Origin of the sequence: Marinimicrobium sp. UBA4509, from assembly GCF_002388575.1 — a bacterium.
GTDB lineage: Bacteria > Pseudomonadota > Gammaproteobacteria > Pseudomonadales > Cellvibrionaceae > Marinimicrobium > Marinimicrobium koreense.
Map to the genome: position 1 here is coordinate 14,234 of NZ_DGMV01000062.1, position 21,400 is coordinate 35,633.

Consider the following 21,400-nt stretch of genomic DNA (forward strand, 5'->3'; position numbering starts at 1 on the left):
GCCCGGTGCAGGCGCAGCGCGTTGAACACCACCACCAGGGAACTGCTGGTCATGCCAATGGCGGCCAGCCAGGGTGGCACCAGGCCGGCGGCGGCCAGAGGCAGGGCCACCACATTGTAGCCCAGCGAAAGCAGCAGATTCTGCCGGATCACCTGTCGGGTGCGTTTGGCCAGCTCGAAGATGCCCGCCAGGACGGCCAGATCGGAATTCAGAAACACCGCATCCGCCCTCGTCTGGGCGAGATCCGAGGCGGACGCCATAGCCACGGACACATCCGCGGAGGAGAGCACCGGCACATCATTGATACCATCGCCCACCATCACTACCTTTTCCCCGCGCGCCTGCACTTCCTGCAGACGCTGCAACTTGTCCTCCGGGCGGGCCCCGGCGGTGTAAGTGTCGATGCCGAGGGTGTCGGCCAAGCGCGCAACCGCGCCCGAGGAGTCTCCGCTCAGCAGCTCGAGGGCCAGACCGCGGGCACGCAGGGTCGATATCAGTGCCTGGGCGCCAGGGCGCAGCTCGTCCTCCAGCGAGAACCAGACCAGCGGTCCCCGGGTGTTGCTCAACAGTAACCACAGTGCCTCATCATCCGGTGGCGTCGGCGCTTCGGTCGCCTGATACAGGGCCCCGGCAAACGCGGCACTGCCCAGGCGATAGCGTTCGCCATCAACCGTACCTTCGACTCCGGCCGCCGTATATTGGCGAGTCTCTTGCGCTCGGAAGTGGTCGAACCAGGGACGAAAGGCCACCGCCAGCGGGTGCCGCGCCGGCGCCTCAAGCGCACCGGCGATGGCCAACCAGTACTCGTCGGGGTGATGATCCTTAGCTCGGGATACATTCTTCACCGACTGCAACGAGAACTGCCCCAGTGTCAGGGTACCCGTCTTGTCCAGAATAACCCGATCCACCTTGGCCAGGGTTTCCAGCACATGGCCGCGGGCAATCAGAAAACCCCGCCGCCGCAAATTGGCGGTGGCGGCGGTCAGCGCCGTGGGCATCGCCAGCGCCAGGGCACAGGGACAGGTCACCACCAACACCGAGAGGGCTACCCAGAAAGCGCGCTCGGGCTGAATCAGCATCCAGGCGCCCCAAACCAGGGCAAACACCACCAGCACCGCGCCCACAAAGTAGCGGGCCACGGTATCGGCCAGCGCCACCTGGCGGGGTTTTTCCGCTTCCGCCTGTACCACCAGGCGCTCGATGGCGGACAGCTGGGTGTCGCCTCCGACGGCCGTCACTTCCAGCTCGAGATCGCTCTCTCCGTTCAGGGTACCGCCGACCACCCGATCGCCCGGCCCCTTGGGTACCGGCCGGGACTCACCGGTCAACAGCGCTTCCACGACATCGCTCTGGCCCTGAATCACCCGCCCGTCACAGGGGAAGGTCTCCCCGCTCTTGACCCGTACCCGGTCGCCGAGTGACAGGGTTTTGACCGGCACCGAGACCTCTTTACCCTGCTCAAGCCGCCGGGCGCTGAGTGGCATCAGCTGCGCCAGATTGCCATAGGCCAGGCGATTGCGATGCCGGGTGCGCATTTCGAGATAGCGCCCCACCAGCAGGAAAAACGTGAACATAGCAATGGATTCAAAATAGACATCCCCTCGCCCGGTGATGGTGGCCCAGGCGCTGGCACCATAGGCCAGCCCGATGGCCAGTGCCACCGGTACATCCATGATCAACTGCCGGGCCTTGAGACTGCGCCAGGCGGCCTGAAAAAACGGCGCCGCCGAAAACCAGACCACCGGCGTGGCCACCAGGAAACTGAGCCAGCGCAGAAACAGTTTCCACTCGTCAACGGCGCCGGTGTACATGCCCACCGCCACCATGCCCGCTTGCATCATGCCGAACCCGGCCACTCCCAGGCGCAGCAGGGCCTGGCGGTTTTCCTGTTGCGCCAGGGCACGATGCGCCTCGTCGGTAGCCGGTCGGGGGCGGTAGCCGATGCGCGCCAGTTCGGCCATCAGCTCGCTGAGAGGCTGCTGGTCGGCGTCCCAGGTTAGAGTGCAGCGGTGGGTGGTTACATCGACGGACAACTGCCGGACGGCGGGGCTGCGTTTGAGATGGGTTTCGATCAGCCAACTGCAGGCGGCGCAGGTCATGCCCTCCAGTAACAACTGGGCGCGGCGTTCGCTGCCCTCTCCGGCACCGACAAAATCCGCCTGCAGTGCCTCGGTATCGTATAGCTGCCACTCGGCCGCTGCGGCGGCGGTTTCATCCGGGCGTTCACTGGCTTCCGAGCGGTATTGGTAAAACCGTTCCAGCCCGCCATCCACGATGGCCGTGGCCACCGCCTGACAGCCGGGGCAGCACATGGGCTGGCGCTCACCGTTGATGGTGACCGCAAAGTCCGCCGTTTCAGGGACCGGCAGGCCGCAATGATAGCAGGGACGCTCACTCATGAAGTCGACTCGGGCAAGGCGAAGGAAGCGTTAGGGTGCGCGATCGGTGGGGCGAAGCTCAATCCGGTTGCCCTGATCGAAATGGATTTCGCCGCGCAGGAGCCATTCGGCGGAGCGCATCTGAGAGGCATCATGGTCCGGCAGCAGCGTCAGATAGCGGCGGTGGCTGACCGCCCGGGTCAGATCCCCGCGATAGTGACCATCGCGCACTTTCTGAAGCAGCACCCGCTGATCCTGATCTGCGTTGACCGGGTGTCCGACCAGAAGGTGCAGCACCGCCGGCAGCGCTCCGTTACCCGATAAACTCAACAGAACTTCCCCGGTAACCGGATCGAACACCACCTCAGCGGCAAGATTGAGTGCCCGGGCCCGGGCCTCCTGCTCAAAGCTCTGATTGATGGTGCGGCCCTGCTTGTAGTAGTTGTCCACTACCCGGTCATCGGCATAAAACACCGACACGGTCACAAAGCTCAGGGACACACAGATCACCACCATCAGCGGCGACATGACAAACCAGAACCAGGGTTGCCGATACCAGGGTGCGACGGGCGTCTTGTCGGTCATAGTCAACCTTTGCATTGAGGCTGGCACTACTGATCGCGCAGCGCCGGGCCAATAAACGTGGTGGTATGTTCGGTGTAGATTTCCGGGTTTTCCCGCGCCTCGACGCGCAGAGTCACTGAGGTTTTCACGGTATCCAGAGCCTCTCTGGGCACAACCACCCGCACCGGCAAGGTCAATACCTCCCCTTCGCTCACCGGCAGGGGCCGATAACCTTCCAGCTCAAACGGGTAGTCGCCACTGACCGAGAGGTCGTAGATGTGCGTGTCGCGGTCCTTGTTGTTGATTTTCAGGGTGTAGACGTTTTCCACGTCGGGACCACTGATCCGGTACATCCGCATGCCCCGATCGCGTAATACGTCCAGGCCAACGGGCAGACGGGCACTGAGCGCATAGGTGAACACACTGAACATGACCAGCAACACCGCACCGTAACCCAGGAGCCGGGGCCGGAACACTTTGGTGTGGCCTTTTTCAATGGCATCTTCGGTGGTGAAACTGATCAGACCGCGTGGGTAATTCATGCGATCCATCACCTGATTACAGGCATCCACGCACAAACCACAGTCGATACAGTCGGCCTGCAGACCGTCGCGGATGTCGATATCCACGGGACAGACTTGCACACACCAGGAACAGTCAATGCAATCGCCCAGCCCTTTCTCCCCGGGATCATCGGAGGGCTTGCGCGGACCGCGCGGCTCACCGCGAACGTAGTTGTAGAATACCGTCAGGGTATCTTTGTCGTACATCACCGACTGAAAGCGGGCATAGGGGCACATGTACTTGCACACCTGCTCGCGCATAAAGCCGGCGTTCATATAGGTGGCTGCGGTAAAAAAGAACACCCAGAAGGCCGCTGCCGGGTGGACATCAATAGCCACCAGCCCGACCAACAATTCCCGTATGGGTAAAAAGTACCCCACGAAGGTGAGCCCGGTCACCAGGGCAATCAGCAGCCAGATACCATGCTTGGCGCCTTTGCGAGCCATTTTCTCCGGCCCCCAGGGCTGCGCATCGAGCTTCATACGTTTATTGCGATCGCCCTCGCACAGAAACTCGGCCCAGATGAACATCTGGGTCCAGACCGTTTGCGGGCAGGTGAAACCGCACCAGACACGGCCCACCAGGACTGTGACGGTAAACAGCATGAAGGCGGCAATAATCAGCAGCCAGGCGAGAAACATACCGTCCTGAGGCCCAAAGCTGAGCCACAGAACGTGAAAGCGCCGCTCGGGAAGGTCGAACAGCATGGCGGGGCGGCCGTCGATGACCAGCCAGGGCATCAACAGGTAAGCGGCCAACAGAGGCATGCCGGTGTAGCGGCGCAGCTTCTGGTAGAAGCCGGTAATGCGCCGCATATACACCTTTTCGTCGGCCTCATAGAGGTTTACATAGCGTATCCCTGTATCCTGTTCCTGCTCCGTTTGCTTACTCTTGTTCGTCATAGTTCAGTGACAGGCTGTAGACGTAGGCGGCCAGAATATGAATCCGATCGTCTTTGAGCAGCTCGCCCTGGGCGGGCATCACACCGTTGCGCCCGACCCGCAGGGTCTGGCGGATGTCGCTCGGCTCGCCGCCGTACAGCCAGACATCATCGGTCAGGTTGGGCGCGCCCAGGTTGATATTACCGGTGCCATCGGCTCCGTGACAGGCAGCACAGTTGCGCATGAATTTCTGCTCACCGGCGGACACCAATTCGGCATCGTGCTCGCGGTCACCCATGCTCAGAACATACTCGGTCACTTCGGCAATACCCTGCTCACCCAGGCTCGCGCTCCACGCGGGCATGGCCGCTTTGCGCCCCTGCACCAGAGTCTGTTTGATGCGCTCGGGGGAACCACCCCACTGCCAGGCATCGTCGGTCAGGTTCGGAAAGCCCCAGTTGCCGCCACCGTCCGAGCCATGGCAGACCGCGCAGTTATTGGCGAACAGGCGCAAGCCCATTTTCATGGCCTGAGGATCCCGTGCGAGCTCCTTGATAGGGGTTTTGGCGTACTCACCAAACTGCTCGGAGAAGCGCGCCTGTGCCTGCTGCTGGTGACCGCGCAACTCTTTCTCCTGAGTCCAGCCGAGCACCCCTGGGAAACTGCCAAGGCCCGGGTACAGAATCAGATATACGCCCGCGAAAATGAAGGTGGCAATAAACATCTTGAACCACCAACGCGGCAGCGGGTTGTCGTATTCCTCAATGCCATCATACACATGCCCGGTGGTGCGGTTTTCCGGGTCTTCATCATCCCGTACCGCGACCTTCCGGTTGGCGAGCAGTACCCACAGTAGCAGCGCCAGGTTGGTGAGGGTGAGGACAATAATCCAAAGGCTCCAAAATGTACTCATAATCAGTTCCGCCTGTCAGTCTCATCACCGGCGTGATGATCCGCCTGTTCATTCTGTTCCTCGGAGTCGGGCGACTCCGAAGCTTGTTTGTTCTGGTCTTCATCGGCAAAGGGCAAATTGGCCGCGTCATCAAAGCGCTTTTTCCGACGGGGCGAAAAAGCCCACCAGCAGATGCCGATGAAAGCGATGGTGACCAGAACCGTTGATATTGCGCCCAAAGTACCCTGATCCATAAATCACCGCTTCTCGGTCAGCAAAGTGCCCAACTGCTGCAGGTAGGCGACCAGGGCATCCATTTCCGTTACGCCCTTGACCTCTTCACCCGCACCTTCGATATCCTCGTCGGTATAAGGCACACCCACTTTGCGCAAACCGCGCATTTTCGCTTCGGTGTGCTCGCCGGTCAGCTTGTTGTCATAGAGCCACGGAAAAGCGGGCATGTTGGACTCAGGCACCACGGTGCGCGGGTTGTACAAATGGGCTTTGTGCCAGTCGTCGGAGTACCGACCACCCACTCGCGCCAGATCCGGCCCGGTGCGCTTGGAGCCCCACAGGAAGGGGTGTTCGTAAACGTGTTCGCCGGCCACCGAGTAGTGCCCGTAGCGCTCTACCTCCGCGCGCAGGGGACGAACCATCTGGGTATGACAGACGTGGCAGCCTTCGCGAATATAAATATCCCGCCCTTCAAGCTCCAGCGGGGCCAAGGGCTTCAGCCCGGCCACCGGCTCGGTGGTTTCCTTGAGGAAGAATTGCGGAACGATCTGAACCAGACCACCGAAACTGATGGCAACAACCATCAGCACGGTCATTAAGCCAATATTTTTTTCAACTACATCATGATATTTCATGGACCGCTCCCTTAAACCGCTTGAGGCTGAGTCAAGTTGTCTTCACCCGCCACAGAGGTCGAGCTCGCGGCAGTGCGCCAGGCGTTGAAGGCCATCAACACCATACCTGACAGGAAAATGGCACCGCCCACAAAGCGTACGAAGTAACCCGGGTAGCTGGCGATCACCGATTCAATAAAACTGTACGTCAAGGTGCCATCGGCGTTGAAGGCGCGCCACATAAGCCCCTGCATGATGCCGTTGACCCACATGGAGGCGATGTACAGGACCGTGCCGATGGTCGCCAACCAGAAGTGGATATTGATCCACTTGACGCTGTACATTTCCTTTTTGCCAAACAGGATCGGCAGCAGGTGATAAATGGCACCAATGGAAATCATCGCAACCCAGCCCAGGGCACCAGAGTGCACATGGCCAATGGTCCAGTCGGTATTGTGGGACAGGGCGTTCACGGTTTTGATGGACATCATCGGTCCTTCAAAAGTGGACATGCCGTAGAAGGACAGTGACACCACCAGGAAACGCAGGGTCGGGTCAGTGCGCAGCTTATGCCAGGCACCGGAGAGCGTCATGATACCGTTGATCATTCCGCCCCAGCTCGGCGCCAGCAGGATCAGGGACATCACCATGCCCAGACTCTGGGCCCAGTCCGGCAGCGCGGAATAGTGCAGGTGGTGGGAACCAGCCCAGATGTAGACCGAGATCAGCGCCCAGAAGTGAACAATGGACAACTGGTAGGAGTACACCGGACGATTCGCCTGCTTGGGTACGAAGTAGTACATCATGCCCAGGAAGCCTGCGGTCAAGAAAAAGCCCACCGCGTTGTGACCATACCACCACTGAATCATGGCATCGGCGGCACCGGCATAGGCCGAGTATGACTTGAACCAGGCCACCGGAATGGCCGCGCTATTGACCACATGCAGTACCGCAACGGTGAGAATGAAGCCACCATAGAACCAGTTGGCCACATAGATGTGGGAGGTTTTGCGCTTGGCAATGGTGCCGAAAAACACGATGGCGTAGCTGATCCAGACCACCGCGATCAGGATATCAATCGGCCACTCCAGCTCGGCATACTCCTTGGAACTGGTCAGTCCCATGGGCAGAGTGATGGCGGCCAGAACGATGACCGCTTGCCACCCCCAGAAGGTGAACGGCACCAGCCAACCGCCAAACAGCGGCGCCTGACAGGTCCGCTGAACCACGTAGTAGGAGGTGGCCATCAAGGCACAGCCGCCAAACGCGAAAATCACCGCGTTGGTGTGCAGGGGCCGCAGCCGGCCGAAGTGGGTGAACGGCTGCACCAGATCATTCAGTGCCGGCCACACCAATTGCGCCGCGATCAACACGCCAACCCCCATACCGACAATGCCCCAGACAATCGTCATGATGGAGAACTGACGCACGACCTTATAGTCGTACACCGGATGATCCCCGGCCGCTGTCAGATTACTACTCATAGGTCTTTCCCATTATTGCAGATCAAATTGTTATTCCACCCAGCGTATACGCACACGAGCACCGAGCCGACAACTCGGGCAGGCGTCTGGCGCGGGCATTGTCGCGCAAAGCGCAGCCAGCCTTCTTGACCTTAGTCAAAAAAACGCGGTTCGTCAGTCGTTGTGGAATTGTTATTAGTGGTGGGTTGCCCCGCGGAGCGGGGCGAAGCCGGGGCGCTCGCCCCGGGTATTAACGCAGTTTGCGGCCTTTATTGGCGGCAATACGCATGCGCAGAGCATTCAGTTTGATGAAGCCTTCCGCATCTTTCTGGTCGTAGGCGCCGGCATCGTCCTCAAACGTGGCGACTTTCTCGTCGAACAGGCTTTCCGCCGAACGACGGCCCACAACGTGTACGCCCCCTTTGTACAATTTCAGACGCACGTCACCGTTAACGTGCTCCTGCGTCTGATCGATGGCAGTCTGCAGCATCTGACGCTCCGGGCTCCACCAGTAGCCGTTATAGATCAGCTCGGCGTACTTGGGCATCAGCTCGTCCTTCAGGTGGGCCACTTCGCGGTCCAGGGTGATGGACTCGATCGCCCGATGCGCCTTCATCATCACGGTACCGCCGGGGGTTTCGTAGCAGCCGCGGGACTTCATGCCCACGTAGCGGTTCTCTACGATATCCAGACGACCGATGCCGTTGTCACCGGCCACCTTGTTCAGGCGCTCCAGCACGGTGGCGGGCGACAGGCGCTCTCCGTCAATGGCCACAATATCGCCTTTTTCGTAAGTCAGATCAATATAGGTGGGCTGATCCGGGGCCGCTTCCGGAGAGACGCTCCAGCGCCACATATCTTCCTCGGCTTCGGTCCAGGGGTCTTCCAATACGCCGCCCTCGTAGGAGATGTGCAGCAGGTTGGCGTCCATGGAATAGGGCGACTTTTTCTTGCCCTTGGAGAAATCCACGGGGATGTTGTGCTCTTCGCAGTACGCCATCAGCTTGTCGCGGGAGTTCAGGTCCCACTCGCGCCAAGGCGCAATGACCTTGACGCCGGGCTTGAGGGCGTAGGCGCCCAGCTCGAAGCGCACCTGGTCGTTGCCCTTACCGGTGGCGCCGTGGGAGATGGCATCGGCACCGGTCTCATTGGCGATTTCGATCAGGCGCTTGGAGATCAGCGGCCGGGCAATGGAGGTACCCAGCAGGTACTCGCCCTCGTAAATGGCGTTGGCGCGGAACATCGGGAAGACGAAGTCGCGCACGTATTCCTCGCGCAGATCGTCGATGTAGATTTCCTTCACACCCAGCGCCTGGGCCTTGGCCCGCGCGGGCTCCACTTCTTCACCCTGGCCGATATCGGCGGTGAAGGTCACCACTTCACAGTTGTAGGTTTCCTGCAGCCACTTGACGATGACCGAGGTGTCCAGGCCACCGGAGTAGGCCAAAACCACTTTCTTGATGGATGACATAGAGTGCTCCCGCTGAGAATCAGTACTTCATGGAGGTTTCACGCCCTGGGGACGGCCTCAAAGCGGCGCACATTGTACCCGCGATTGCCTTGAAATCCCATAGCCCTGGGGGCGAATTCGCCGCATTTGACCGGGGAAGCGTGTACACTTCTCCCAACCCCGCGTCCGGACAGCGAGAGACCCATGGCCACCAATGCAACCGTGATCAAGGCACGCCTTGAGATAGCCGACATGAACCGGCACTACTACCAGAGTCATGCCCTGACCCTGGCCCGGCACCCGTCGGAAAACGACCAGCGCCTGATGGTGCGGCTGCTGGCCTTTGCCCTCAATGCCTCCGATGACCTGACCTTTTCGAGCAGTCTGAGCTCAGAGGACGAAGAGCCGGAGCTGTCCCGCCGGAACCTGGTGGGCGACATCGAACTGTGGGTGGCCTTTGGCACTCCGGATGAGAAGTGGCTTCGTAAAGCCTGCAATCGCGCCAGACAGGTGCAGGTGTTCGCCTACGGCGAGAACAGCGTCCGGGTCTGGTGGCAGCAACAGGAGCGGGCCCTGGCACGCTATCGCAACCTCAGTGTCAGGGCCCTGCCAGATGAGGCGCTGCAGCAGCTCGCTGGCATGGTGGAGCGCGGCATGGTTCTGCAGTTCAACATCAGTGAACAGGATGTCTGGGTGTCCAGCGACAAAGACAGCGTCGGGGTGCACCTTGAGTGGCTCAAGGAGATTGACTAAGAGCCCATCGCGTCGAGCTGTCCGCGCGCGTAATGCTCCAGCGCGACCAGGACCCGCTCCTGCTCTGCACTCACGCCTTCGGCGCGCAGCGCCCCAAGTCTCGCCAGTAACTGGTCCCAGGTCAGCCCGGCACCCGCGGCCGGATCGGTCAGCCGCCGATAGCAGAAGTCGCGCCACTGTCGACGCTCTTCGTCGGAGAGGCTGTCCGGAAAATGCCGCCCCCGGTAGCGGAACAGCAGCTCCGGCAGGCGCTGGTCATGAAAATCAAACACATTGGCCGCGAGCGCCTCGGGCTGAGCACGGCGCAGCTCGGTCATCAGCTTCTTGTCATGGTCATCAAAAAAGCCGTCGTATAGCTGCTGATCGGGATCGGTGCGCGGCTCGAAGCCCGGCGCCCGATAGATGCTCTGCAACTTGGCCCGAAGCCGTTGCTGCTCACTGAGGGTCAGGTCGGCCAGTTGCCGCCAATGAACTTCCGCCTGGGCCTTGTCGATACCCAGGCGCCGAGCGGTGCGCTCATCCAGGGTGTTGGCCGGGGCGATCATCGGCGTCTTGTTCAGGTGCACTTCTTTGAGCGCTGGCCGCCGCGTGCCTTCCGGCAGGTCCTCTGAGCGGGTAAACAGGCGCTCACGTAGGGAGTCCTCCGAGGCCGACAGCAGATCCTCGGGCGATTCCGACAGATCGAACACGAGCACGCTGTTCTTGTTCGCCGGATGCAGCGCCAACGGTAGTACCAGCGCCGCGTTACCGCGTTCGGCCGGGTACATGCCGGAAATGTGCAACAGCGGGCGATGACCATCAATATCAATAAACCCGGCGGCAAACCGTTTGTCCCGCAGGCGATAGGCGTGCTCATACAATTTTGGCTGCCGATCCCGAACCAGGCGGGCCATGGCGATGGTGGCGTACACATCTGAGAGTGCATCGTGCGCGGCGGCGTGATCCAGGCCGTTGGCCTCGGTCAACTTCTCCAGTTTGAAGCAGGGTTTACCGTTGTCGTAATCCGGCCACTGGATACCCTCGGGCCGCAGTGCCCGGGTCATGCGCACTACATCAATCAGGTCCCAGCGCGAATTACCATTGCGCCACTCGCGCTCATAAGGGTCGTAGAAATTGCGGTACAGGGTATAGCGGGTTACCTCATCATCAAAACGGATCGAATTATACCCCACGCCACAGGTGCCAGGCTGGCCCAGCTCCGCCATGATGGTGGCAATAAACTCCGGTTCGGCGACGCCTTTCTCCAGCGCCATTTGCGGTGTAATGCCGGTGACCAGGCAGGCTTCCGGTTTGGGTAGACAGTCGACCACTGGTCGGCAGTAGAGCATCAGGGGGTCGCCGATGATGTTCAGGTTTTCATCGGTGCGAACGCCGGCAAACTGGCTGGGACGATCTTGGGCGGGAACCTCACCCCAGGTTTCATAATCGTGCCAATACAGGGTTTTGGACTCACTCACCGCCGCGCTCCTCACACCAGAATGTGTCGACACTTTACCACCCGGCTCCGTTCAGGCCTACCGGCTGCTATAATCCGCCGAACGACGGTAAAGGAGGCTGCATGCCCGAACTCGAAGAACTTTTCCAGAACAACCGTGCCTGGGCAGACCAGATCAAGGCGGAAGACCCGCAGTTTTTTGCCACCCTGTCCAAGCAACAGGCACCGGAATATCTCTGGATCGGCTGCGCGGACAGCCGGGTGCCGGCCAACGAAATCGTCGGTTTGATGCCCGGGGAGCTGTTTGTCCACCGCAACGTCGCCAACCTGGTCATTCAGACCGACCTGAACTGTCTTTCGGTCATGCAGTTCGCCGTCGAATACCTTAAAGTCAAACACATTATGGTCACTGGCCATTACGGCTGCGGTGGAGTCAAAGCGGCACTGGCCAACCAGCAGTACGGGTTGCTGGATTACTGGGTGCGCAATATCCGGGAGGTGTATCTGAAACATCAGGACGCGATGGATGAGATCGCCGACGACACCCAGCGCCTGGACCGGATGTGCGAGCTGAATGTCATGGAGCAGGTGGCCAACGTCACCCACACCAACATCGTACAGAACGCCTGGAAACGCGGTCAGGAGCTGACCGTTCACGGCTGGATTTACAGTATTGAGGACGGCATTCTGCGCAACCTGATGAAGCCGATCACCGGCATCGAACAGGTTGACGAACGCTATCGGATGATTTGACCGGTGCCCTACTCGGGAGTCAGCCAGCGCGCGGCGAATCGCTGACTGTCCAAGGGGCGGTCGTAAAGGAAACCCTGAGCCCGATCACACCCTAGCCGGGTCAAGGCGTCCGCCTGGGCCCGGGTTTCCACCCCTTCCGCCACCGTCATCATGCCCAGGCTGTGCGCCATGGCCACGATCGTGGTCACGATGGTGTAATCACTCTGATTCTCGAGCATATCGCACACGAACGACATGTCGATCTTGAGGGTATCCGCCGCAAATCGGCGCAAGTAACTCAACGACGAGTAGCCGGTGCCGAAATCATCAATCGACAAGGCAAAGCCCGCCTGGCGCAAACGCTCGGTGATTTCAACCGCGAGCTCGGGATCACGCATAAACCCGCTTTCGGTCAACTCCAGACCGATCGCCTCAGGGGGGACCGGCGCCGCCATCGCTTTGATCTCTTCAGCCAGAGACAGGTCAGTAAACTGAAGCGCCGAGATATTCACCGACAACCGCCCCGGAAAGCGCAAGCCCTGAGAATGCCAGGCGGCCCACTGGCGACTCGCCGAACTGAGCACCCAATGCCCGAGCTCCTGAATCAGGCCGCGCTCCTCTGCTAGCGGAATGAACTCCGATGGGTTCACCCACCCCCAGTGCTCATCCTTCCAGCGACAGAGCACTTCCGCACCCACCAGAGCACCGGTCACCAGGTCGACCTGGGGCTGATAATGCAGGGTCAACCGGTTCTCCACCAGGGCCCGGGCGAAACGCTCCGCCAGCGCTCTACGGCGATTGAGCGCCTCGGCGATCGACACATCGAAGATGCAGGCATCGCCACCACTGCGCTTGGCCTCATGCATGGCTACACTGGCACATTGGAACAGATCGGCCGCGGTCATTGCATCCACCGGGTAGCAGGCGGCCCCGATATTCACATCGAGCGAGAACTCCCGCCCTGCCGCGTAGACCGGGCGGGCCAGGCACTGGTGGCAGCGCTCTATTACCGCGGGCAAGCCGTCGGCGCCCAAATTGGGTACCAGCAGGGCAAACTCATCACCGGACAGGCGCGCCAGAAACTCATCGACCCGGCATGCCTGTTCCAACCGACGGGCTACCGCGGCCAGCAGTTGATCGCCGGTATCGTGGCCCAGGACATCATTGATTTCCTTGAAACGTTTCAGGTCGAGGAAAACCAGGCTTAGGGATTCTCCGGATTGTTCGGCGTGCTGCAGGGCGCTACCGAGGCGCTCCATGAAGTGAATTCGATTGGGTAGTGCGGTGGTACCGTCGACATAAGCCAACTGATAAATACGCCGGTCATTGGTCTGGCGTTCCAACTCCCCGGCCGCCCCCACCGCCAGAATTCGGAGCACGGACGTCGCCAGGTTCAGATCCGGGGTGGAGTGACTATAAATCACCATCAGGGAGCCAATCGGCTCACCGTTGGCGCTGTCCAGGCGCCGCCCTACATAGCTGCGGGCCAATACAGGCTGCCCTCCTCTCGGATGGGGAATACGGATTGGCGGATCGAACGCGCCGACACTCTCGCCTTTGGACAGCACTTCCGCACAATGAGAACCTTCCAGCCGATAGTGAACATTTTCCACCGGCTGACCGGCTACCACCCGCGCCAGAGTCTCCATCTCATCGTCACCCTGAAGGGTAGCGACAAACCCCACGTCGGCGTCCAGCGCGCGAGTCAGGTGAAGCACCAGTTGCTGAAAGAAGTCCGCGCCGAGACGACTGGTAATCGCCGTCGCCGTCTGCACAACCGCCTCCTGAACCCGTTCGGATTCATGCTGCTCGGTGATATCGGAGATAAACCCCTCCAGCAACACCTCGCTTCGGTCGGGGCTGAACACCCCCTGCCCCTGCTCCCACACCCAGCGTACCTCGCCGTGCGCATTGATCAGCCGGTAGACCACCCGGTACGGCCTGCCTGCGGTAACGCAGGCCTGAACTTCTTCATTAACCCTGACCCGATCGGCCTGATGAATGAGTTGCACAAAAGCGATCTGCTGGCTCTCAATCAACGCTTCGGGTGGATAGCCGGTCAGTACACGCGCGCCCTGGCTGACAAACTCCATGGTCCAATCGGCGTCGTTACGGCAACGGTAGGCCATCCCGGGTAGATGATTCATCAAGGTGTGTAGCCGCCGTTCGCTCTCCAGCAGCGACTCCTCGGCGCGGCGTCGTCCCAGCTCAGCGCCAGCCTGAGCGGCGGCGATACGCAGCACTTCCTCGGCCACACCGGGCAACACCATGGGCGCATCACTCAGCAGCGCGATCAGCCCCATCGCCGATCCGTCCTGGGAGGTCATGGGAAACCCGAAATAGCCCTCCACCCGCATTGTCTGCAGCATTTCATCATCGGGAAAGTGGGAGCCTACGCTCGCGGGGTAGAGGCAGGCGCTGGAGCCCACCACGGTCTCACAGGGGCTGCCCGCCAGAGGGTAGGAAAAATTGTCGACGGGCTGCCCCCGGGACCATACGGCCAGGGTGCGCGCCTGAGCCAGCTCGGGAAACACTTCGGCAATCAGAGCGTGATCGACACCCAGAAGCTCGGTCAGACGCTGACAAAGATTCAGAAAAAAATCGGGCGAGTCGTTGAGTGCCAGACTGTCAGCCAACTGCCGGAATACTTCTTCTGCCGAAACGTCTGACTTCACTCAACCCCCTGGATACATCGCTGGTAGTGACGGGGATATTAGCGAAATACGCCAACTTAGCAAGCGACAAGTGCTCTGAGAGCCAGCCACAGAGAGGCCTAAGTTGACTTGCGCGCCAAAGCTGACTTATGTTCGCACTGACAACTACACTACGCCCAAGTATTCATAATTCCAATAACCGGAGACCCAGTCCCATGCATACCCGGCAGATTCTATTCGGTCTGGCCCTGAGCACAGCGCTCAGCGGCTGCGGCAATTCCTCAGACACCCCGGCACCGTCCCAGAGCGGCTTCGCCCTCAACGACCAGGGTTACTTCGAGCAACAGGGCGTCGGCCTTATGGTGTTCCAGGACACCTCGCCCGAGAGCCGACAAAGTGGACTGATTCTGGTCAGTCACGACAACCGCCTGGCGTCCAATGGCGACCTGCGCCTGGAGTTGACCCCGGGGCAATGGTCTCCGGTGCCCCGCCTGCTGAGTCGCACGGTGGACCGGGAAAATGGCGAAATCGTGGCGACACTGAAGTACCCCGACGAACGCCAGCACCGCACCGGGTTCAATCCGCTCGACTACCCGGACCTGACCCTGGAGTACGACCTGCGGGTTCGAGCCGAAGGGGACGACCTTCTGGTTCAGGTTGATCTCAAGTCGCCGCTTCCCGAGGAGTGGGCCGGAAAGGTGGGCTTTCAGTTGGAACTCTACCCCGCCGACCTGTTTGGCAAGAGCTGGATCATGGACGACGCCACGGGTATTTTCCCGCGCCAACCCTACGGGGTGACCGCGCCGGCCGACTCGACGCCCACACCGAAAATTGTCTCCGACGGTGAGCGGGCCGGCCTGGTCCCGCTGGCGCACCACCGCGCCCAGCCTGCCCCTCTGGCGAGCGGCCAAAGGCTGACCGTAGCGCCGGAGTCCGACCCGATGCGCCTGCAGATTGAGAGCCTCAAGGGGGAACTGCAACTGCTCGATGGCCGGGTCCAGCACCAGAACGGCTGGTTCACGCTGCGCAGCCCGATCGAGGCGGGCGCCACCACCAATGCCGTATCCTGGCGAATCACCCCCAACGTGGTGGATGGCTGGGCCCGCGAGCCGGTTATCCAGCACTCCATGGTGGGTTATCACCCCGAGCAGAATAAAGTGGCGGTGATTGAAACCGATCCGGACGCGCCACCGGGTGACCCCTTGCGGTTGCTGAAGCTGGACGCCAGTGGCGCTCAGGAGGTCTTCTCTCAGGCCCCCACCCTGTGGGGCGACTTCCTGCGCTACCGCTACTACCAGTTCGACTTTTCCTCGGTGCAGGAGGAGGGGCTGTATCAGTTGGCGCTCGGCGACACCCGCAGCCACCCGTTCCGCATCGCCCGCAATGTCTATGACCAGAACGTCTGGCAGCCCACCCTGGAGTACTTCCTGCCGGTGCAGATGGGCCATATGCGGGTCAAGGAAAAGTACAAGCTCTGGCATGACGACAGCCACCGGGACGATGCCCTGATGGCGCCAACGGACATCAACCACTTTGACGGCTATGTCCAGGGCAGCAGCACGCTGACGGACTTTGCCCCCGGCGAGCATGTCCCGGGGCTGACCCGCGGCGGCTGGTATGACGCGGGGGATGAAGATTTCCGCATCGAGTCCCAATCCGGCGAGGTCTTTATTCTCAGTGCCGCCTACGACGAGTTTGGTATTCAGCACGACAACACACTGATTGATCAGGAACTGCGCCTGACCGAACTACGCGAGCCCGACGGACGGCCCGACATCCTGCAACAGATTGAGCACGGCCTGCTGACCGTCGTGGGCGGTTACGAAGTACTCGGACGGCTGTACCGGGGCATTATCGTGCCCACCCTTACTCAATACGTCATGGGCGGCGACTTCTCCGGTCAGACCGACAACCTGATCTACGACAAGACGCTGGGCCGGCAGGAGCGCACCGCTACCCATTCGGGGCTACCCGATGATCGGTGGGTCTTCACCGAGGAAAACCCCGCCCGGGAGTTCGATGCCATCGCCAACATTGCCGCCAGTGTCGGCCCCATGCGCGGCTATGACGATGACCTGGCCGAGCGTACTCTGGCGGCGGCCGAAGCTTTGTGGCGGGTTGAGCGGGCCGTGGAGAGCACCACTGAGCGCAACGAGCAGATCCGAGCCGCCGTCGAGTTGTTCCGCACCACGGGGAAAGCCGAGTACCGCTCGTTCCTGCTGAATCAGCGCGATCATATTCTGGATCAGTTCCGCCAGATCGGCTGGGCCGTGGCCCGGGGGGTTCACGAGCTGGACGACCCGGCCCTGACCGACGCCATGCGCAACGCCGCCGCCGAGTACGATCGGGAGCTGCAACAGAAAATGAACGCCACGCCCTACGGACTGGATTTTGAAATGCAGCTGTGGGGCCGGGGCTGGACATTGCAGCACGAAGGCGTTGCCCAGTACTTTTTACACAAGGCTTTCCCCGAGGCGTTCGGTAAGGAGTATCTGCTGAACATTCTGCACTACGTGCTGGGCACCAACCCCGGGGCCAATGCCCAGTCCTACGCCACCGGGGTGGGCGCCAAGTCCAAGCGCGCCGCCTACGGTCTGAACCGCATGGATTACAGCTATATTCCTGGCGGTGTGATTGTGGGGACGGCCCTGATCCAGCCGGACTTTCCCGAGTTGAAGGAGTTTCCCTACCTTTGGCAACAATCGGAGTATGTACTGGGTGGCGGAGCCAGCAACTTCATGTTCCTCGCGCTGGCCGCCGACCGGCTGCTCAACGCTGAGACGACCGACTGACCGGGCCCTGCGTCTCAAGCCGACCACTGGACGCCGCGCTTGCGCGGCGTTTTCCGTATCGGCCCGCAGCGTCGATCAGGACGACGGCACCAGCTCTTCCAGAGACAACCACAGGCGTGGGTCACTCAGCGGCGTCTGCTCAGTCAACGCGCGGTTCTCCAGGTAGAAAACCTTACGCTGGGCAATCCCCGCCCGATTGATAACCGACTGCACCATGGGACTGCTTCGAAACAGTTGATCAAAACTGCCATCTTCAACGGCGCGCATCAAACCCCGTTCAAGTGCCTGGGCCAACTCGGGGTGCTCGGGGGTAACAAACAGGTAAAACGGCATGGGGTAGACCAGCATAATGTGCGCGTCGATGCTCAGCTCGAGTTCCGGCCGGTTGCTCACCTCACTCCACGGCTCGTGCACTCCACGAGGGAATAGCTGAAAGCGTTTGGCGTGCACCATTTTTATCAGCCGATCAAAGCTTTCCTCGCGCACATCGAACCCATTGTCTTTCAGAATCCGGGAATCCGGCCAGCCCACTCCCTGCCCGTAACTGAAGGCTCGCAACTGCTCGAGGCTTTCCACCGCTTTCAGCTGTTCGATATGCTCAGGGTGAGTGATGAATATCCGGTGCCCGATCAGTCCCTTGTAAAGTGGAATACGCACCGGCAGCAAGGTTTCTTCCAGCTCACGGGAGGTCGCCGACCACATGATGTCGATGCGCCCTTCCCGGGTATCCCGCTGTTGCCGGGCGGCGGTCAGGTTGCCAGGGTGGATTTCCAGGGTATAGGCATAGCCGGCTTTGTCCAGGGCCAGGCGGATCATGGTTTCGGTATAATGGGCGTTGTGATCGCCCCGGGAAACCATATGCAGCACCTCCCGAGCCTGCAACGGTGCCACCAGGCCCGCCCACAGAGCCAGGACTCCGATTACAGGAACCATAACTCGCCACATAGCCGACCTCCAAAGGTCTCCATGATGAAACAGACCGGCCTCAGGGACCGGCAACCTGGCACATATTACAACATGAAGGCCGTGCCGTGCACCACCAGGGTGCAAGGCAGGACTGAGGGAGTCAGCGCGAAGGGTATTTCAGATCATCGGCCCTCCGGGAGTGAGGCAATGCCCCGCCAGGAGGACCCGCTAAGAGGACCGTCTAGGAGGAATAGACCCGGTCTGTCTTGGCCGCCATGATGAAGTCATTGTGGTGCAGACCACCGATCTTGTGGGTCCACCAGTCAACGGTCACCTTACCCCACTCGGTCAACAGCGCCGGGTGGTGATCGGCCTCTTCCGCCAGGTCACCGACGCGCTGGGTAAACGCCAGGGCCTCGGCAAAGTCCTTGAACTTGAACACTCGCCTGAGGCGTTTTTCGCCATCCACTTCAAGCGACTCCCACTCTGGCGCCTCAGGTTGTAACTCCGCAATCTGCGCGTCGGATAACCGGGGGGCATCGGCCCGGCAGGCCTCACAGGTCTGGTTGGCTAACGTGCTCATAGCGCCTCCTTAAAGGTCAGAAATGCGTGGGCGGTGGCCACCACCTGTCAAGACAGTAGCGCACCGCCGGCGGGACCGTCAAACACCCTCCCTGACCAGGACCGGACGCAGTCCCGCCCGCCCCATCACTCAATCACAAAGCGGTGGGGCTCATTGTTGTTATTGCCCTCGCCGCGAGTCGCAGTGCTGACGGTAAAGTAGTAGGTCAGCGTCGTTCCGGGGGTTTGATCGGGGATCCGGACCTCGTAATGGCCATCGTCCACAGCGGTCATCTCATTCCAGCCCGGCGTAAAGCACCAGGCCCAATTCAACGCTTCCTCGGTCGTGAAGGTAATGATCACATCGCCGCCTTCATACCGGGCGCTTGTGGTGTACTCGACAGGCGCCCCGTTGGGCAGGACCGCTTCGTCCGAGTAGGCCACCGACGACGAGCTGGAGGACGATGAGGGGCTGCTCGATGATGAGACATCCGACGCACTGCTTGACGAGCTGCTGGATGAAGCAGCGCCCGGCTCGTAGCTGGCCAACGCCCAGACATTGTCCGTCGGCCCGGGATAAAACACCTGGCCACTGTCGGGCGTATAGGTGTAGAACCGGGCCTCCACCTGATCACCGATCGAATAGGCGCCGTCGCGAATCGCTGAATAAGTGAAAGTGCCATCACCGTTATCCGCTACGCCGCCAGCCTGGGCGTGCAGATCGATCACCACATAATCCTGAAGACCGTTACGGCGGGTAAACAGATGAACCTGATTTTTCTCTTCATCCAGGCGCAGGCTGAACCGCACCGCTCCGTCGCTCAGGGAGGTAATCTGGATCTCGCCAGTCTCGGGCATTGGTGGCGTCGAGCTACTGGCGTCGGAGGACCTGGCCGAGGACGACGTGCTGCTCGACGAGCTTTGGGAGTGACTGGACGAGGAGCTGCTCTGAGAGTGGCTACTAGACGAACTGGAATCACTGGATGAGCTGTCAGAACTGGAAGACGACTGGCTGCTACCAGAACCCCCGGAGCCCGGAGTGGCATACTGCGCTTCGGACCAGGCACCGTCACCAAAGTGATTGGTCGCTCTGATCTGAATGTAGTATTCGGTTCCGTTTTGCAGGTTGGTCAAGGCGTAATCGGTCGCATCGCCCGCCGCCATGATCGCCGTGTGCGGCTGCCCCACTTCACCGTAAGCCACCTGATATTCAGTCGCGCCATCGACCGGTGAAAAATTCACCCGCAACGCCGAGTTCTCAGCGGCAACACGGTTGAGTTCGGGCGCCTCTGGCACATTGGAGTCCGGTATCACGGCCTGCTGCACAACCAATTCACCAGGCCCTACCGGCACCACAACACCGTCATTAAACATAACGTCCTTGGCATTGCTCAGATCCGCGTTATAGACCACATAGGTTCTGAGATCGCCATCATTGAACACCGCGACGGTGGGATGGTTGGTTGAATACACGCCCCGGTCGATACGGCCATACTGGTCAAACGTTTTGATCCAGGAAAAGGTGTTGGCCAGGGAGTTGCCCACTTCGGTGCGCGCCGCGGGGCCACTGACCGATGACGCCATAAGGCCCTCGTTTGCGTTGAAGTTGGCCAGCGCCCCATCGGGGTCGTAAGCGGCCTGAAAGGCATAGAAAATGGCATCCCACTGGACAAACTGGTCCACACTGTTTTCCAGGAACTCGTAATTCGCCTTTACGTTGTCGGGGTATTCCCCAAGATAGAGCGAGCCGGACTGAATCGGCAGCAAGATGATGCCGTGCATGGCCTCGGGGCGGGCACTGAACCAGGTGGCATAATCGGTTTTACCGCCCCAGATGAGTGACGCCATGGGCTTGGTAAAATCCTCGTGCAGGTTTTCTTCATACACGTCGTTCCAGTATTCCTGAATGGCGGTTTTTTCCGTGGTGTACAGATAAATGCCCGCATCCCGCATGGCGGTGTTGCCGGTCAACTCACCCCAGAGAATCATGGCCGTCCAGGCGTTCATCGCCTCGGAGGAGGACTCGTTGTTATTCCCCGCACCGAAGCGCGAGTGCCCGGACGCCCAGGAGTGGCCCGCATAGATATCGAAGTTGCGGAGAAAGGGAAACATCGCCCCCTCCGGCGTCGAGGATTGTCCCGGTCGTTCCCAATTGGCGTAATCCCGAATCAGCAATTCAACCATGCCACCAAACTGCGCCGGCGAAGCCCACTCGGGTTCAACGCGGGCAATCTCGGCCGCCGCTCGCACAAAATAGCCGTAATGAAAATGATGGTCGTTAAGCTGGTCGATGCTTCCAAAGCTGGCATCGATACCCAACATCGTTCCCCAGTGGTCATTGTAGTAAAACAGGTTTTTGGCAAACGGCGAGGGTTCCAGATCATCAATCACATCCGCCTTCAGCCAGCCTTCCAGACGCCACTTGAGCTCATCGAGAAACTGCTCCCCGGCGTCGGTGTTACCGGACTGTCGAGCCAGCGGCACCAGGGTAGCCAGCTTGCCGAGTCGCTTCCCGGTGTAATAGGTA

General features: G+C 60.5%; 16 protein-coding genes. 3 read left to right on the top strand and 13 right to left on the bottom strand.

Features of this window, described 5'->3' with window-relative positions:
- From B3520_RS12155 to B3520_RS12190, 8 genes are all read right to left on the bottom strand, one after another.
- Window positions 1-2,399: heavy metal translocating P-type ATPase (locus B3520_RS12155; protein WP_286876154.1), on the bottom strand; the 2,399-nt coding region annotated here is incomplete at its 3' end.
- A 30-nt stretch (window positions 2,400-2,429) separates the two neighbouring features.
- A complete protein-coding gene (locus B3520_RS12160; RefSeq protein WP_286805989.1) occupies window positions 2,430-2,963 on the bottom strand; it encodes a FixH family protein in 534 nt (177 codons plus the stop codon).
- 26 nt (window positions 2,964-2,989) lie between these two features.
- Complete coding sequence (gene ccoG / locus B3520_RS12165; RefSeq protein ID WP_286805992.1) at window positions 2,990-4,408, bottom strand: cytochrome c oxidase accessory protein CcoG; 1,419 nt, start codon at window positions 4,406-4,408, stop codon at window positions 2,990-2,992.
- The gene (gene ccoP / locus B3520_RS12170) at window positions 4,392-5,300 is read right to left on the bottom strand and encodes a cytochrome-c oxidase, cbb3-type subunit III (protein WP_286876156.1); all 909 of its coding nucleotides are present in this window, start codon (window positions 5,298-5,300) and stop codon (window positions 4,392-4,394) included. Before ccoP ends, ccoG begins: the two co-directional genes overlap by 17 nt.
- Window positions 5,301-5,302: 2 nt before the next feature.
- Window positions 5,303-5,533 carry a CcoQ/FixQ family Cbb3-type cytochrome c oxidase assembly chaperone gene (locus tag B3520_RS12175; protein ID WP_024459476.1) on the bottom strand — a complete coding sequence of 77 codons (231 nt, stop codon included), beginning with the start codon at window positions 5,531-5,533 and terminating at the stop codon, window positions 5,303-5,305.
- 3 nt (window positions 5,534-5,536) lie between these two features.
- Window positions 5,537-6,148 (bottom strand): cytochrome-c oxidase, cbb3-type subunit II, encoded by a 612-nt coding sequence (gene ccoO, locus B3520_RS12180; RefSeq protein WP_024459475.1) that lies wholly within the window; start codon window positions 6,146-6,148, stop codon window positions 5,537-5,539.
- 11 nt (window positions 6,149-6,159) lie between these two features.
- On the bottom strand, window positions 6,160-7,611 hold the full coding sequence (gene ccoN, locus B3520_RS12185; RefSeq protein ID WP_123636798.1) for a cytochrome-c oxidase, cbb3-type subunit I: 1,452 nt from the start codon (window positions 7,609-7,611) through the stop codon (window positions 6,160-6,162).
- 229 nt (window positions 7,612-7,840) lie between these two features.
- The gene (locus tag B3520_RS12190; RefSeq protein WP_024459473.1) at window positions 7,841-9,061 is read right to left on the bottom strand and encodes an argininosuccinate synthase; all 1,221 of its coding nucleotides are present in this window, start codon (window positions 9,059-9,061) and stop codon (window positions 7,841-7,843) included.
- A gap of 183 nt (window positions 9,062-9,244) precedes the next feature.
- Between B3520_RS12190 and B3520_RS12195 the strand changes: the two genes are divergently transcribed.
- Entirely contained in the window at window positions 9,245-9,793 is a 549-nt protein-coding gene (locus B3520_RS12195; RefSeq protein ID WP_024459472.1) for a YaeQ family protein, read from the top strand.
- On the opposite strand, the gene sbcB is transcribed toward B3520_RS12195, so the two are convergent.
- Window positions 9,790-11,250: an exodeoxyribonuclease I gene (sbcB, locus tag B3520_RS12200; protein ID WP_286805997.1), complete on the bottom strand. Its 1,461-nt coding sequence runs from the start codon at window positions 11,248-11,250 to the stop codon at window positions 9,790-9,792. The genes B3520_RS12195 and sbcB overlap by 4 nt on opposite strands.
- Window positions 11,251-11,351: 101 nt before the next feature.
- On the opposite strand from sbcB, the gene can reads away from it, so the two are divergent.
- The gene (can, locus tag B3520_RS12205; protein ID WP_123636796.1) at window positions 11,352-11,981 is read left to right on the top strand and encodes a carbonate dehydratase; all 630 of its coding nucleotides are present in this window, start codon (window positions 11,352-11,354) and stop codon (window positions 11,979-11,981) included.
- A gap of 8 nt (window positions 11,982-11,989) precedes the next feature.
- Here the strand turns inward: can and B3520_RS12210 are convergent, their stop codons facing one another.
- Entirely contained in the window at window positions 11,990-14,635 is a 2,646-nt protein-coding gene (locus tag B3520_RS12210) for a putative bifunctional diguanylate cyclase/phosphodiesterase (protein ID WP_286806000.1), read from the bottom strand.
- Window positions 14,636-14,829: 194 nt separating this feature from the next.
- Between B3520_RS12210 and B3520_RS12215 the strand changes: the two genes are divergently transcribed.
- Entirely contained in the window at window positions 14,830-17,406 is a 2,577-nt protein-coding gene (locus B3520_RS12215; protein ID WP_286876158.1) for a glycoside hydrolase family 9 protein, read from the top strand.
- A 75-nt stretch (window positions 17,407-17,481) separates the two neighbouring features.
- Here B3520_RS12215 and B3520_RS12220 read toward each other — a convergent pair whose 3' ends face one another.
- From B3520_RS12220 to B3520_RS12230, 3 genes are all read right to left on the bottom strand, one after another.
- Entirely contained in the window at window positions 17,482-18,339 is an 858-nt protein-coding gene (locus B3520_RS12220; RefSeq protein ID WP_024459468.1) for a hypothetical protein, read from the bottom strand.
- Window positions 18,340-18,553: 214 nt separating this feature from the next.
- On the bottom strand, window positions 18,554-18,895 hold the full coding sequence (locus B3520_RS12225; RefSeq protein WP_286806003.1) for a 4a-hydroxytetrahydrobiopterin dehydratase: 342 nt from the start codon (window positions 18,893-18,895) through the stop codon (window positions 18,554-18,556).
- Window positions 18,896-19,020: 125 nt separating this feature from the next.
- On the bottom strand, window positions 19,021-21,400 hold a 2,380-nt coding region (locus tag B3520_RS12230; RefSeq protein WP_286876160.1), incomplete at its 5' end, for a glycosyl hydrolase.